This window comes from Dietzia sp. (genome assembly GCF_036741115.1).
Classification (GTDB): domain Bacteria; phylum Actinomycetota; class Actinomycetes; order Mycobacteriales; family Mycobacteriaceae; genus Dietzia.
Genome location: NZ_DAINST010000075.1, coordinates 1 through 15255, shown reverse-complemented (window position 1 = coordinate 15255; position 15255 = coordinate 1). Strand labels below are relative to the sequence as shown.

13 protein-coding genes are annotated in these 15255 nt (G+C 70.5%); all 13 read right to left on the bottom strand.

Features of this window, described 5'->3' with window-relative positions; translation table 11 throughout:
- Positions 1-1530 (bottom strand): cytochrome c biogenesis protein ResB (gene resB / locus V7E05_RS11385; protein WP_442891664.1); only part of this gene is annotated, 1530 nt, incomplete at its 3' end.
- Positions 1531-1542: 12 nt separating this feature from the next.
- Complete coding sequence (locus V7E05_RS11380; RefSeq protein WP_333619771.1) at positions 1543-2532, bottom strand: NAD-dependent epimerase/dehydratase family protein; 990 nt, start codon at positions 2530-2532, stop codon at positions 1543-1545.
- A gap of 148 nt (positions 2533-2680) precedes the next feature.
- Positions 2681-3532 (bottom strand): cytochrome c biogenesis CcdA family protein, encoded by an 852-nt coding sequence (locus V7E05_RS11375; RefSeq protein WP_333619768.1) that lies wholly within the window; start codon positions 3530-3532, stop codon positions 2681-2683.
- 8 nt (positions 3533-3540) lie between these two features.
- Positions 3541-4182: a TlpA disulfide reductase family protein gene (locus tag V7E05_RS11370; protein WP_333619770.1), complete on the bottom strand. Its 642-nt coding sequence runs from the start codon at positions 4180-4182 to the stop codon at positions 3541-3543.
- Positions 4183-4305: 123 nt separating this feature from the next.
- On the bottom strand, positions 4306-4935 hold the full coding sequence (locus V7E05_RS11365; RefSeq protein WP_333619769.1) for a histidine phosphatase family protein: 630 nt from the start codon (positions 4933-4935) through the stop codon (positions 4306-4308).
- Between the two features lie 195 nt (positions 4936-5130).
- Positions 5131-6471, bottom strand: a complete 1341-nt coding sequence (hemL, locus tag V7E05_RS11360; RefSeq protein WP_333619767.1) for a glutamate-1-semialdehyde 2,1-aminomutase — start codon at positions 6469-6471, stop codon at positions 5131-5133.
- 745 nt (positions 6472-7216) lie between these two features.
- The gene (locus V7E05_RS11355) at positions 7217-9235 is read right to left on the bottom strand and encodes an alpha/beta hydrolase (protein WP_333619766.1); all 2019 of its coding nucleotides are present in this window, start codon (positions 9233-9235) and stop codon (positions 7217-7219) included.
- A gap of 236 nt (positions 9236-9471) precedes the next feature.
- The gene (locus V7E05_RS11350; protein WP_333619765.1) at positions 9472-9939 is read right to left on the bottom strand and encodes a hypothetical protein; all 468 of its coding nucleotides are present in this window, start codon (positions 9937-9939) and stop codon (positions 9472-9474) included.
- The gene (locus tag V7E05_RS11345) at positions 9932-10414 is read right to left on the bottom strand and encodes a hypothetical protein (RefSeq protein WP_333619764.1); all 483 of its coding nucleotides are present in this window, start codon (positions 10412-10414) and stop codon (positions 9932-9934) included. The genes V7E05_RS11350 and V7E05_RS11345 overlap by 8 nt, the downstream gene beginning before the upstream one ends.
- Before the next feature lie 64 nt (positions 10415-10478).
- On the bottom strand, positions 10479-11462 hold the full coding sequence (locus V7E05_RS11340; RefSeq protein ID WP_333619763.1) for a hypothetical protein: 984 nt from the start codon (positions 11460-11462) through the stop codon (positions 10479-10481).
- A 57-nt stretch (positions 11463-11519) separates the two neighbouring features.
- Positions 11520-12563, bottom strand: a complete 1044-nt coding sequence (gene hemB / locus V7E05_RS11335; protein WP_333619762.1) for a porphobilinogen synthase — start codon at positions 12561-12563, stop codon at positions 11520-11522.
- Between the two features lie 119 nt (positions 12564-12682).
- Positions 12683-14329: a uroporphyrinogen-III synthase gene (locus V7E05_RS11330; protein ID WP_333619761.1), complete on the bottom strand. Its 1647-nt coding sequence runs from the start codon at positions 14327-14329 to the stop codon at positions 12683-12685.
- Positions 14330-14464: 135 nt separating this feature from the next.
- The coding region (gene hemC, locus V7E05_RS11325) for a hydroxymethylbilane synthase (RefSeq protein ID WP_333619760.1) at positions 14465-15255 on the bottom strand (791 nt) is incomplete at its 5' end.

The window sequence follows — 15255 nt, the reverse complement described above, 5'->3', positions numbered from 1 at the left end:
GGTCCGGCCCTTGTCGTCCGTGGTGATTCGCGCCCAGAAGCGGCGCCGGCGGATGGAGATCGACAGCACGAGCCCGGCCATCATCACCAGAGCGGAGATGCCCACGTAGTTCTGCGCGGGGTCGTGCGAGATCTGCAGGTTCGCGAACTGCTTGGCGCCGTCGAAGCGCACCTGGACTCCGCCGGGCAGGGTCGTCGATTCACCGGGGCGCAGGTTGACCCGCGCCTCGCGGTTGAGCTCCCCGTCCTCGATGAGGGACTGGTCGAGTGAGAACAGCCCGGGCATCCGTCCGGTCTCGAGGCCCGTGTCGCCCTTGTACACGTCAATCGCCACCGCCGGGTCCTTCATATCCGGGTTGCTCGAGGACAGCAGCTGCCCGTCGAGTTGCGCGGTCGGCGCGAAGAGCCCCTGGATGGCGATGCCGTTGGCGACGCGATCGTCGAAATCCGGGAACATGCCGGCGGGCGGGTCGAAGCGCATGACGCCAGAGGAGAGGAAGGTCATCTGGTCCGAGGGGGCCCACTGGATCGTGTCCGTGCGGGTCTCGCCGTTGGGCCAGGTGACGGTGAAGGTCGGGGCGTAGCCGTGGCCCTGGAGGTAGACGCGGTCTCCGTTGATGCGCAGCGGGTCGTTGACCTTGAGATGGTGGACCGGCCATGAGCTCGGATCGCTCGTCGTCACATCCGGGTTGTACCGGGTCTCGGCGCTGAACATCTTCGCCTGACCGTTGGGCAGGTATTCGGCGTCGAAGCTGTCGAGGCGCACGCAGAACGGGCTGAGCTGCGTGCCGTCGACCGAGATGCCGGCGCGGAACGAGTCGAACGCCGACGGGGTGGTGTTGCAGTATGCCGGGGCGTCCTTGCCCGGAATCTGGATCACCATGCCCTCGTAGTAGAAGAACTTCCCGGCGCCCATCGCCACGATGAGCGCGAGCATCCCGAAGTGGAACACGATGTTGCCCACCTCGCGGAGGTAGCCACGCTCGGCGGAGATCTCCTTCGCGCCGGCCACGCGCCCGTCACCGTCGTTGTACCGGACCCGCCAGCCTTTGAGGCTCTTCTTGACGACGGACGCCGCCTCGTCAGCGGGGACGTCCGTGCTGATCGACGCGTTGTGTGGGAGGCGGGTGAACCTGCCGGGCGCCGTGGGCGGCCGCATCCGGAGCTGCCGGACGAGCTCGAAGCAGCGCGGGGTGAGGCAGCCGACGAGCGAGACGAACAACAGGACGTAGATCGCCGTGAACCACCACGAGGAGAACACGTCGAACAGCTGCACCTCGTCGAAGATCTTGCCGAGCGTGGGGCGCTCGGCGAGGTAGGTGTCGACGTTCTGCTGGCTGAGGTTCCGCTGCGGCAGGAGCGCGCCGGGGATGGCCGCGATGGCCAGGAGCATGAGCAGGATGAGCGCTGTGCGCATCTGCGTGAGGATCCGCCAGGCGTTGCGCGGCGGCGCGATGATCTTGTTGAGGAGAGAAGGTTCGCCCGACTTCTTCGGGGCACGTTCGCTCTCGGGTGTTGCGGTCTTGACCATGAACTACTCGGACTACTTTCGGAAGAATTCCACCGTGCGGGCGACGCCCGTGGCCACGTCGACCTGCGGCGACCAGCCCAGCACCTCACGGGCGCGGGTGGCGTCGAGGGCGCTGCGGGCGACATCGCCGAGGCGGGCGGGGGCGAGGTCCGGGTTGTCCGGGGCGCCCACGGTCTCGGCGACGAGGGTGTGGAGCCTGCGGTCGGAGGTCTCCACGCCTGTGCCCACGTTGAAGCGCAGGCCACCGGCCTCCGGGGTGGTCCCGGCGCGGAAGAACGCGTCGACGACGTCTTCGACGAAGACGTAGTCGCGAGTGTTCGAGCCCGTGCCGAAGACCCGGGTGGGCTCGCCGGCGATGAGGCGCTGGGAGAAGATCGCGACGACCCCGGCCTCGCCGTGCGGGTTCTGCCGCGGCCCGTAGACGTTCGCGGGGGCGACGGCCGCCCAGGAGATCCCGTAGAGCTGGGCGAACATCTCGAGGTAGATCTCGCCGGCGACCTTGCCCGCGGCGTAGGGGCTCAGCGGGTTGACGCTCCGTGAGTCGGCGACGGGGAGGTCCTCGGTGGGGCCGTAGATCGAGCCGCCCGAAGAGGTGAAGACGATGCGGCGGGTGCCGGCCTTGCGTGCGGCCTCGGCGATGCGCACGGTGCCGACGACGTTGATCTCGGCGTCGAAGACCGGATCCTCGACGGACTTGCGCACGTCGATCTGCGCGGCGAGGTGGTAGATCGTGGCGGGAGCCTCGCGCTGGATCACAGAGTCGAGCTCGGGGTCCGTGATGTCGATCTGGTGGAACGTAAGCTTGCCGGTGGCCTTCGCGGCCTCGAGGTTCGCCATCTTCCCGGAAATGAGGTTGTCGACGACCACGACTTCGAAGCCCTCGGCGATTAGCCGGTCGACGAGCGTGGAGCCGATGAACCCGGCGCCGCCGGTGACGAGCACCTTCTGCGGATTCTGCCCGGGAGCACCGCCGGCGCTCTCGGCTGCGGTATCGGAGACCATGTCGCCTACCTTCGAATTCGCCTCGGGGCTCATGTGCGTTCCGGTCCTTTCGCGGGACGAACCCTGGGCGGGCTCGCGGGTTCTCGTGTCTCGGGCATTGGAATCTCGGGTGCTGAGGTCTCTGGTGCTGCGGTCGTTTTTCCAGCCGCTAGATCGGCAAGGTCGTGTCGGAGATGGCGAAGTCGCGCAGCCACGCGACGAAGTCCATCCACAGTCCGGTGGCGAGGAGGACGCCCACGACGATGAGCAGGACGCCGCCCACCACCTGAATGGTACGGCTGTGCCTCTGTGCCCAGCGCGTCGCGCCCGTGGCCCACGTGGAGCCGAAGGCGAGGAACACGAAGGGCAGACCGAGGCCGAGGCAGTACACGACGATGAGAGCGACTCCCCTCGCGGCGTCGGTCCCCGTGCCCGCGGACAGCGCGAGCGCGGAGGCGAGGGTCGGGCCGAGGCAGGGCGTCCATCCGAGCGCGAAGATCCCGCCGAGCAGCGGCGCGCCGAGCCACGTGGACAGCACCTTTGGCTGCATCCGAGTGTCGCGCTGCAACGCGGGGACGAGGCCGATGAAGACGAGGCCCATCAGCACGATGATCACCCCGCCGATCCGCTGCAGCAGCTCCTGCTGCGGGGCGAGGTACTGGATGGCGCCGAGGACGACGGCGCTGAGCAGCACGAACACCACCGTGAACCCGGCGACGAAGATCAGCGCCGCCGCCGTGACCCGCCAGCGCGCCGCCCTCGGCCGCTCGGCGGGAGTGCCAGCCTGCGCCCCTCCCCCGGCCGTCTGCGCCGCGGAGGGCTGAGCGGGGGCGACGATCGACGTCAGATATGCGAGGTAGCCGGGTACGAGCGGGACCACGCACGGTGAGGCGAAGGAGACGAGCCCGGCGAGGAGCGCGGCGCCGACGGCGAGGAGCAGCGGCCCGGACGAGATCGCCGCGGAGAAGCTGTCCCCAGCCGAGGCGAGCAGCACGGGGGCAGCCGGGTTCGCGTTGTCCATCGTCTGCCCTACGCCCCCGCGGGTACCGAGGAGGCCGCGGCGGTGCCGGCGGTGGAGGATGCGGCTCCGGCCCCCTGCCCCGCTCCCGGTTCGGCGAGCAGGTCGTCGAGGACGGGCTGGAGTTTGACGTCGGAGACCTCGGCCAGATAGACGGCCGCGACCCGGTGCTCGCGGTCGAGCACCAGCGTCGAGGGGACCACCGAGGTGGGGAATCCGTGGAGTGCGGCGACCGCGGCCTGCGAGGGATCCCAGATCGACGGGTACGTGACCTCGTTGTCCTCGATGAAGTCGACGGGCTTCTGCCGGTTGGGATCGCGGAGATTGATCCCCAGAACCGTGAAGCCCGCGGCCTTGTTCGCCTCCTGGAGCCTCTCGAGATCGTCGACCTCGCTGCGGCACGGCGCGCACCACTGGCCCCACAGGTTGACGGCGACGACCTGCCCCGCGAAATCGTCCAAGGACACCCGGGTGTCGGGGTCGAGCACGTTGGGACCCGCGAGCTCGGCGAGCGGCTTGCGCTCTTCCGGCGCGTAGTGGATCTCGGTCTGCCCGCCCGGTGAGACGAACTCGAACGTGTCGCCGGAGGTGACCGCCTGCTCGCGCCCCGTGGAGCAGCCGACGAGGAGCGCGCCACCGACCACGAGCGCCATGGCCGCAGCGAGTGCCCTACGGCCGGTCCCGGCCCCCGCGCGGCGCCGGGGCGCCGGATCCGCCACGGCATCCCCGCGCGGGGTGGTGGGGATATTGCGAGGTCCTGACCAGGGCACGAGGCTTTACGCTCCTGTCTGCGACGGGTCCGATGCGCCCGCCGGTTCGCTGTACACGATCTCCCTCAGGGTAGTGCCCTCGAAGACCAAAGAGGTAACCGAGGCGAGCGAGCACTGGCGCGAGCGGGGGTCGTGCCAGAGGCGACGACCCTCGAGGAAACGACGGGTCGTGTAGACGGGGAGCTGGTGGCTGACCAGCACCGCCTCGTGGCCGCGGGAGGCGTCGAGCGTGGCGTACACGGCGCCGAGCATCCGGTGCGCGATGGCGAGGTACGGCTCGCCCCAGCTGGGCGTGAAGGGGTTGAGGAGGGACTTCCACCGCGAGGGATCGAGCAGCGCGCCGCCGGAGCCGGCGACGACGCTGCCCTCGAAGGAGTTCTCGGCCTCGATGATCTCGGAGTTGATCGCGATGGGCAGGCCGAGGGCCTCGGCGAGCGGGGTGGCCGTCTCCACCGCGCGCTGCAGCGGCGAGGCGGTGACCGAGGTGATGTCGTGGCCGTGGCCGAGCGTCCTGCCGATGGTGTCGGCCTGCGAGCGGCCCTTGTCCGAGAGGCGGAAGCCGGGGAGCCGCCCGTAGAGCACGCCCTCGGGGTTGTACACCTCGCCGTGGCGGCACAGGTGCACGATCGTCTGGATCTCCTCGGGATCGCCGGAATTGCGCGCCGGGTCGAGCGACGGCGGCTCGGGGGCGGGATCGGGGTGGGCGCCGCGGACGGCGCGCGTGAGTCCGGTGAACTGCGACATTGTGCTCTTCTCGCCTTCTTCTTTCGGGCTTCGCGTCTGATCGCGTTTCGCGTCAGTGTGCGTTTCGCGCCTGTGCGCGCTTGACGTCTACTCGGGCTTCGCCGCGGCGGCCGCGCGGGCCGCCGGGGCGAGCGCCTCGCCGATCCGCTGGAGATCGTCGTCCGTGAGCGCGGTGGACACGAACCACGTCTCGAAGGCGCTCGGCGGCGCGAAGACCCCGCGGGCGAGCAGCTCGTGGAAGAACGGGGCGTAGCGGAACGTCTCGGCCGCCTTGGCCTCGGTGAAATCGGTGGTCGGCTCGTCGCGGAAGAACACCGAGAGCATCGTGCCCGCGCGCTGCACGCGATGCGGCACGCCCTCGTGGGTGAGCGCGTCGGTGATGAGCCGGTCGAGCCGGTCGGCGTTGGCCTGGAGCCGCGTGTACGCGCCCGAATCGGCGAGGCGGAGGCTGGCAAGACCCGCCGCGACCGCGACGGGATTCCCGGACAACGTGCCCGCCTGGTACACCGGCCCGGCGGGGGCGAGGCGGTCCATGACATCGGCACGGCCGCCGAACGCCGCGGCGGGGAGACCGCCCGACATGACCTTCCCGAAAGTGGCGATGTCCGCCGTCACACCCTCGATCCCCCACCAGCCGGAGCGGGAGGCGCGGAAGCCGGTCATGACCTCGTCGTGGATGAGAAGCGCGCCGTGCTCGGCCGTGATCTCGCGCAGCCCCTGGTTGAATCCCGGGAGCGGCGGGACGGTACCCATGTTTCCCGGGGCTGCCTCGACGATGACGCACGCGATCTCCGCGCCGTCCTCGGCGAAGGCCGCCTTGACCGCGTCGAGGTCGTTGTACGGCAGGACGATGGTGTCCTGGGCGCTCGCGCCCGTGACCCCGGGCGAGCCGGGAAGACCGAAGGTGACGAGCCCGGAGCCCGCCTCGGCGAGGAGCGCGTCGACGTGGCCGTGGTAGTTGCCGGCGAACTTGACCACCTTCGGGCGGCCCGTGAACCCGCGGGCGAGGCGCACCGCCGACATCGTCGCCTCGGTGCCCGAGTTGACCAGCCGCACCTGCTCGACCTGCGTACGGCCGATGATCTCGCGGGCGAGGTCGATCTCGCCCTCGGTGGGTGTGCCGAAGCTGAGCCCCTTCGCTGCCGCCTCCTGCACCGCCGCGACGATCTCCGGGTGCGCGTGCCCGTGGATCATCGGGCCCCAGCTCGAAACGAGGTCGATGTAGGTGTTGCCGTCGACGTCGGTGAGCTGCGAGCCCTTCGCCTCACACACGAAGCGCGGCGTGCCGCCGACCGAGTTGAAGGCCCGCACAGGCGAGTTGACCCCGCCCGGGATGACGTCGTTCGCCGCAGCGAACAGGGCGGCCGAGCGCTCGGTGGGCTGCGGGGAGGTGGATGTAGCTGGCTGTGGATCTCGTGGCTCACTCACGCGGTCCAGTGTCCCAGATCCGCCGGGGCGGGCGCGCGCTGGCTTCGCGCGGGGCCGGGCGGATAGCGGGTGTATGGCGGGCGGATGCCGGCCGGAACCCGAGCGGATAGCGGTCGAGGGAGCGCGGAACGGTCGGCACACCAGGCAGTGGCCGGATCGCCGAGCGGAGCCGCGACCTGCCGAAATCGCCATATGGGCCCGCCATTGAGCGGGCCCAAGCCTACAGGCGCGGTCGGCAAGCGGGGATGGGAAAGCCCCCTCCGAAATTGCTCTCCCAGCCACTGCTTGCGCATGACCTATCTCTCTATTGCCCCGGGCGCGGAAAACGTCACGCGATTTCGAAGGTTTTTGGGCGGGCGTCCAGCATTTGGGATTGCCAGACCGCAGAACGTCCGGAGCTGTGCCGATTCGGCGGCGGGGTCGCCGGGACTTCTGCCCGAGCCGAATCCACGCCGGTGCCGACTCCACACCCGAGCCGAATCCGCGAGAGAAGGTGTCTATCCACGCGCTGCGTCCGCTCGTGGATCGACAATTTCGTAGGCGGGAATTCTGCCAGTACCGCAGGGTGGGACCCTCCGTCCGCGTGCGCCGCCGAGTCCTCGCTGCTTGACCGCCGCTGGACCGCTACCCGCTACCCGCACCCGCTCCACAGAGATCGATGTCGATGCGGCCACAAATGCGGCATCGGCCGCCCCGCTGTGCGGGACGGCCGATGGAGCCGGTGTTGATGCGCTCGCGCGGTGCCCTACTTCGCGCCAAGGACCTGGTCGACGTTGTAGCGAGCCCCGGACTGCTGCGTACCGGTGAGATCCGAGGCAGCACGGTCGACGGCATCGGCGGCGCCGCGTGCCACATCACCGACCTGCTGCGCCGGGTTCTGCACCGCGGGCTTCGTGGCCTGCGTGCCGCCCTGGGCGCCATTCTGCGTGCCGTTCTGGGCACCACCCTGGGCACCGTTCTGTGCGCCGCTATCCGCCGACTCGACCTTCGCCGCCTCGTCCTGCCCCTGGCCGGACTCGTTCGCCGTCGCGGCGTTCTCGCCGCCGGCCTGCGCCGCAGCGGCGGCCGTCGGATGCGAGGCCAGCGCCGAGAGGATCGAGTTGTCGCCCTTGTCGTAGCCCACGAGGTTGCTCGGGTACTTCTCGCTGAGGTCCTTCGGCAGCGGCTTCGGGGCATCGCGGCCCTGGAGGTGCTCGGCCGGTAGGGCGCCGGCGGTGAAGAAGTTCGACACAGCCTCGTCGATGAACCGGTTGCCGGTGCGGAACGCGCCGTGGCCGCCGTTGGGGATAAGGGTGAGCTGGCCGCCCATGACCCTCTGCATCTCCTCCGCGCCCTCGATGGGCGTGATGACGTCGTTCTCGTTCTGGATGATGAGCGGCTTCTTGGCAAGCCCCTCGCCCGAGGGCTGGATCGGCTTGGCCACCGGCGCGTAGCCGAGACAGTCGGAGCCCGCGCCCTGGCCCGCAGCCTTGGCGAGGAGGCGGTCGCCGCCCGTCGCGCCATCGATGCGCGCGGCCGCGATGCCGAGCGGGTCCTGGGTCGTCGCGTCCTCGTTGCACGTGACGATGGTGAACATATCGGCCTCGGTGTTGAGCTGGTGCCCATCTGAGTTCTGCGCATTGCGGATCTGCTGCGCGGCGACCGGCGAGACGCGCGGGATCTTGCCGCCGTTGTGGTAGTAGGCGAGCGTGTTCGCGAGCATCGGCCACGACTGCTCGTTGGCCGTGCCGCCGACGGTCGCGGACACCACGCCGGAGGCCGCGTTGTTGGTGAGATCGCGCAGCGTGAGCGCGTTCCACGCACCCTCGGCCCGGACGAGCGCCGGAGCGACGGCGTTGGCGGCGCCGAGCGCGGGCTTCTCGACGGGCGTATCGCGGAGCTCCTTCGGGAGGTCCCCTGCCTGGGCGGGCGGCGGGACGAGGTTCGGCGTGCCGCCGACCTCCTGGTCCGCGATGTTCTTCCAGTTGAGGTAGACCTTGAGCGGCGTATCGCCCAGGCCGTACTCGGCATCGTTCGCCGCGATCCAGTCGAACATGTCGTAAATGCGGGCGTGCTGCGCGAGCGTGGTGCGCTCGGACATCTCGGACCACTTGCCGTCGGGGTAGACGTTGGAGTCGAGGACCATCTGGCCCGTGTGCTCCGGGTACAGGGTCGCGTAATCCGCGCCGAGCTTAGTGCCGTAGGAGACGCCGTAGTAGTCAAGCGTGTCCAGGCCCATCGCCTGACGGACGGTGTCCATGTCGCGGGCGGCGTTCTCGGTGGTCATCGTCGAGATGTAGTCCGCGTCCGTGCCGAAGCAGGCGTCGTGGACGCGGTTGAGCGAGAGCGCGCCCACCTTCGACGGATCGCACATGACGGGGTCGGAGCCCCAGAGGCCGCGCGGCTGCACGGCGATGAGGTCGCTGTCGTCGTACATCGGATCCGCACCGGGGCTCTGCTCGGTGTTCGCCCAGAACAGCAGGGCATCCGCGCCCGGGCCGCCCGGGTTGCCGAACACTGCCGACTTCGACTCGCCGGACCTGGCGGGAACCTTGGAGACGGCCACCGTGGTTGTCGGCCCGTCCGGGTTATCGTAGTCCATCGGGACCTCGACGGTGGAGCACTGCATGTTCCCGAGGGTTTCATCCGCGCCATCTCCCAGATTGAACAGTTCGGCGCAGTTCTGCCACTGGATGGGCTCCACCGCAGTCGCGCTGCCGGCCGCGAGTACCGCCGCCGTCCCCACCATTGCCGCGACACTTACGATCTTGCCCTTGCGCTGCACTTAAACCCCGATCCAGACGTGCATCCGCGCCAATTCCCCTTAGTGGGCGGCGCGGACGGATAGCTTTCCGCTTCGCTCACACCGATGTGATTCGGCGGGCGATTCCGGTTCAGACTATCGGCCGGATCCGGCGGTAGGAACGCGTTTCCAGCAACGGTTCTGCAACGATATTCGATTGTGACCTGAGCTTTTTAAACGAACGCACACAACGCCAGCGCGGGCCGATTCAGGAGCGTTCAGGTCCGGTCGGCGTTCCCTACCGGCGAGTCGGGTCCGGCCTCGGAATCGACTCCGGAGGCCGCATCCGTGCCCCTCTCTGAGCCAGTCTCCGTGCCTGTCTCGGCGCCCGCCCCTTCGGCCGATTCCCCGACCGACGCCTCGGCCGCTCCCCCGGCGACTTCACTTGCCGCCTCGTCAGCCGTCAGGCCGCTGCGCCGGTGCACGAACGCGAGGGCGAACGCTACGAGCGCGACGTCGAAACAGATCACCGCGGCTGCAAGGCGCCGCGGGTCCCAGACCCGGTCCGTGATGTGCGCGTCGGGGTCGACGGGCGAGCCCGCGGGCACCATGGTCGCGGCCGAGAACCACAGCACGACGGCGAGGACCGCGGCCATGATCGCGACGGCAAGGGTCAGCGCACGCGACCGCGCTCGCGCCGGAACGGGATTCGACCGCGCGCCCCACCGGGGGCTCCGCTCACTCATCCGGCTCTCCCCACGGGTCGAGGTTCGGCTCGTAGGGATCGTCTGACGGCGGAGTAGCCGTGCCCACTACCGACTCCAGGGCCTCGGCCAGCGCATCCGGGTGTTTCGCGTACGCGCGGACCATCGAGCCGTCCCGGAGCTTGAGGCCGATGGGGTGGCGGCGCCGTGGCAGTCCCGAGAGCTCGCCGAGCAGCCGCGTCCCCTCGATCGGCGCGGGGAGGACGCCTTCGATGTGCTCCAGCTCGAGTTCCTCCGTGCCCTGCCAGTAGGAACCCTCGGTGACCCGGACGAGCCCGTGGATCCTGGTCGCCGCGATCAACACGCCGTGGGTGAGCGCAATCGCCAGGGCGCAGATGCCCAGCATGAGCCAGTGGACCGGCGCCCCGGTGGACGCCTCGAAGACCCCGGCCGCGAGGCAGAACGCCGGCCCGGCGAGGATCCACGCCCAGGACCAGCCGTCCTCCGCGTAGTACACGTCTTCCGATGGATCGGGGCGGCGCTGGGCGCGGCCGCGCGGATCCCGCGGCGCCCGCCCGGGGCTAGAGCTTGGTCCCGACACCGGAGTTCTCCAGGAAGAAGGTAGTGGATTCCTTCGTGTACAGCTGCCATAGAGCGACGCCGCCGAAGAGACCGGCGAGGACGGTCGAGGCGAGGTCCACAAAGTTGGGCACGGGCTCGGCGTGGAACTGCGCTTCGGGGCCGGGGCCGCCGGCGAGCAGCGTGAACAGCGCGGCGAGGCCGCGCGCGACCAGGACCACGGTGCCGGCCGTGAGCAGCGCCCGCGCCCACTGCTTGCCGCGGAAGAGCCTCCGCGCGACGAAGAGGAACGCGATGGCGAGGGCCGCGACGAGGACCACGGCGATCACGTCGATGAGCGTCGAGGCCGCGCCGATCTGTTCGTCCGAGTACTGCTGATCGGTGCCGGCAAGGGCGTCGCGCACCGCCTCGACAGACGTCGAGCGGCCGCCAGGAAGGAAGGCCGTGAGCGGGGAGACCACGGAGAACACGGCCGCGAGGATGTAGAGGAACCACGCGGTATGGACCGAGGCGGGCGCCTCCGGGGTGTCGTCACCCTGCCCGTGGTCGTTGCCCTGACCATCGCGTTGCCCGCGCTGAGGCATGTGCGGGAGCGGATTGAACCCGCCGGGGTCGGCGCCGTAGCCAGCCTTCTCACCGTCTCGCCCCGGATTCTCGCCGGGCGAAGGGAGCTCCCCCGCGCCGTCGCGACCTCCCCCGAGGCCCGGGCCGCTCCCAGCGTCGCCGGCCGGCGGCTCGTACCCGCGCCCCGCTCGGCCGCCGGGCTCGCGGCCCGGTGTGTGCGGCCCCTCTCCCGGGCCGCCGATCCCGCCGGGGCCGCCGCCCCAACCGCCTTCGCCCCAGCCACCCTGCCCACCCGGCCGAGGCCAATCCGGGGCGGGCAGGCCGCGCTCGCCCCCGCGTCCGGGGAGAGAGGGCTCCGGCCCCCTGCCCGGCTGCGGGGGCTCGGGCACGGTGCTGTTCGGCGCCTGCGGCGTCTCGGCCACGCTGCGGACCCCCTAATCTCGCTTGACGTTCTCGGGGACAGACGTCCCCAAGACAGACTAGGGCCGATTCTGCCAGCCCTTGGGGGCTCCCTGGTGACCGGCGTCACGAATGAGCCCTTCGGCGTACGCCGCCCAGTACGTGAGGATCATGTCGGCGCCCGCGCGGCGCAGCGAGTAGAGGGACTCGAGGATCGCCGCGTCGCGGTCGAGCCAGCCGCGTTCGAAGGCGGCGGAGAGCATCGCGTATTCGCCGCTCACCTGGTAGGCGGCGACGGGCACGTCGACGGTCTCGGCGGTCTCGGCGATGATGTCGGAGAACGCCATCGCGGGCTTGACCATGACGATGTCGGCCCCCTCCTCGAGGTCGAGGCGGACCTCGCGGAGCGACTCGCGGGCGTTGCCGGGGTCCTGCTGATAGGTGCGGCGGTCGCCGGAGAGCGAGGAGCCGACGGCCTCGCGGAACGGGCCGTAGAAGGCGCTCGCGTACTTCGCGGCGTAGGCGAGGATCACGGTGTCGGTGAAGCCGGCGTCGTCGAGGGCACGCCGGATCACGGCGACCTGCCCGTCCATCATCCCGCTCGGACCCACGATGTCCGCCCCGGCCTCGGCCTGGGCGACTGCCATGCGAGCGTCCTGCTCGAGCGTCGCGTCGTTGTCGATGATCTCCTCGCCGCGCGCGTCCGTCGAGAGCACCCCGCAGTGGCCGTGATCGGTGAACTCGTCGAGGCACAAGTCGGACATGATGAGCGTCTCGCCGCCGACCTCCTCGCGGATCGCCGCGAGCCCGCGATTGAGGATGCCATCGGGATCGATGCCGGCCTCGCCCGTCGCGTCCTTGTCCTCCTCGCGCGGGACGCCGAAGACCATGATCCCCCCGAGCCCGCGCTCGACCACGTCGCGCGCGACCTCACGGATCGACTCGACGGTGTGCTGGTAGACGCCGGGCAACGAGGAGATTTCGCGCGGCGCGTCGATGCCGTCGGCGACGAACACGGGGAGGATCAGGTGCCGCGGCTCGAGCGAGGTCTCCGAGATCAGGCGGCGCATGGCCGGGGACTGGCGGAGGCGGCGGGGACGGATGATGGGTGAGTCGATGGACATGGTTTCCACGGTAACCCCGGACCGCGCGGGCACCGCGAGCGGTGGGCGGCGCACCTCCGGCAGGCACGAAAAGGCCCCGCCCTCGAACCATTCGAGGAGCGGGGCCTTCGCTACGGGAGCTACCCGCGGCGGCGCGACTTCTTGCGCGGCGGCGGGAGCTCGCCGGCCTCGCGGAGCACCTGCGCATGCTCGGCGAGCGCCTCGACGAGCTCCACGGCGTTCGCGTTGGCCGGCTGCACGTCGACGCGCAGGCCGAACTCGGCGGCCGTCTCCGCGGTGCGCGGACCGATGCAGGCGATGAGGGTCCGCGCGTGCGGCTTGCCCGCGATTCCGACCAGGTTGCGCACGGTGGACGAGGACGTGAAGCACACGGCGTCGAAGCCGCCCGACTTGATCATGTCGCGGATCTCGGCGGCGGGCGGGGCGGCGCGAACGGTGCGGTACGCCGTTACATCCTCTGCCTCCCAGCCCAGCTCAGCGAGCCCTGCCGCGAGGGTCTCGGTGGCGATGTCCGCGCGGGGCAGGAGCACGCGCGAGGCGGGGTCGACGTCCGGATCGTAGGGCGGGAAGACCTCGAGCAGGCCCTGCGAGGACTGCTCGCCGCTGGGCAGCAGCTCGGGCGAGATGCCGAGCTCGCGGATCCGCTCGGCCGTCTTCTCCCCCACCGCCGCGACGCGCACGCCGGAGAAGGCGCGCGAGTCGAGGCCGAACTCGCAGAACTTCTCCCACACGGCCTTGACGGCGTTGGCCGAGGTGAACACGACCCACTCGTAGCGGCCGTCCACCAGGCCCTTGACGGCGCGCTCCATCTGCGCCGGGGAGCGCGGCGGCTCCACGGAGATGGTGGGCACCTCGGCGGGCACGGCACCGAAATCGCGGATCCTGTCGCTCATGTCGCGGGACTGTTCCTTGGTGCGCGGCACGAGGACGTTCCAGCCGAAGAGCGCGCGGGACTCCCACCACTGCTGCCTGTGGCGCGACGCCGCTTCCTTACCCAAGGTCACCACCAACTCGCCGTCGAAGGTCTTGCCCAAGGATGCCAGCTCGGAGAGGCTGCCGTCCGCGGATTTCTGGGTGGTCATCGAGCCGGCGGAGGTCACGGTCACCGGAGTCGAGGCGCCTAGACCCTGCTCGCACAGCGCTTTCTGGGTCTCGCCTAGGTGCGAGGACGATGTGGTGATGACGATGGGCAGCGGCCCCTGGGCGACGACCTCCCAGTCGACGTCGCGACGGCCGTCGACGGCGAGGTGGCCGGAGCCGAGCGCGATGCCTGCGAAGGCGGGCACCGAGGTCGCAGGAGTGAGGCCCGGGACGATCTCGAACGGCACGGCGGTACGGCCCACGGCGGTGATCTCCGCTGAGGCGAAGTCGCAGGTCATCGGGTCGCCGGAGACGAGGCGGACCACATCGTGGCCCTTCTTCGCCTCCGCAACGAGGGTCTTGGCGATCGCCTTGGGCTCGCCGATCGCGGTGCGCACGTCCGCGGCGGTCGGGGCCGGCGCGTTCTTGAGCCGCTTGATCTCGGCCTTGTCCTCGGAGGCCACGGCCTCGTCCATCGCCGCCTGGCGCTCGTCGAGCAGCTCCTGCGGCACGGCCACATCCGTGGCCACGAGGCGCAGGACGTCGGCGGGAACATCGGCGTCGACATAGACCACGGCCGTCACCCCGAGCACCTCACGTGCGCGGCAGGTGAGCATCCCGGCGTTGCCGGGACCCCCACCGACGAAACGGACGGTGCCGGGGCGGGTGGTGCTGCTTCGAGTCATCGTTTTCTTTCTCCGAACGCTTTTCGCTTCCACATGGCGTGTGGGGCGATGTGCAGGTCTAATGGTGCGCCTTCGCTGCGGGGCGCAGCAGATCGCGGGCCGCCTCGCGGCCCTCTCGGACTCCGCCGCTCCGCACTATTCGGGCGGGCCTCCGTCCGGCGGTTTCCCTGATATCGGCGGGGCCAACGGCGTTCGCTCGTCCTCGAACTCGCCGGCGACGAGCACGACCTCGGCGGCTCCCCGCTCGAGTAGCGCAGCGGCGACCTGTTCGCCGAGTGCGCGCGCGGCCTCGAGTCGTGCCGCTTGCGCAACCGTCTCGCCGTGCGCCGACCCGTCCCCGGAACGCCCAGGAATGACGGCGGAGGCGCTTTCCCTCAGGACGCGCGTTCCCGCGACGGACGCGACCACGGCGTCGAGGCGGAGCTCGTCACCGTCGAGGGAGGCGTACGCGCCCACCGGGGCAGTACACCCGGCCTCGAGCACGGCGAGCACCCGGCGTTCGGCAGCGACGGCGAGGGTGGTCTCGGGGTCGTCGACGGTGGCGACGGCAGCGGCGGCGTAATCGTCGTCCGCGCGCGCCTCGACCGCGAGCGCACCCTGCGCGGGTGCCGGCAGCATCTCCTCGGGACCGAAACGGTGGGAGGCACGGTCGAGGCGGTTGGTGCGAGAGAGCCCGGCTCCGGCGAGGACGACGGCGTCGAGCTCACCGGAGGTCACGAAGCCCATGCGGGTCTCGATGTTCCCTCGCAGCGGCACGAGATCGACGTCGGAGCGCAGCGCCGCGATCTGCGCGCGGCGCCGCGGCGCGGAGGTGCCCACGCGGGCGCCCTCGGGCAGACCCTCGAGCCCCGTGGCGCTCGCGGCGACGAGCACGTCGAAGGGGAACTCGCGCGCGGGGCTCGCAATGGGCGCGAAGCGCTCGTCCG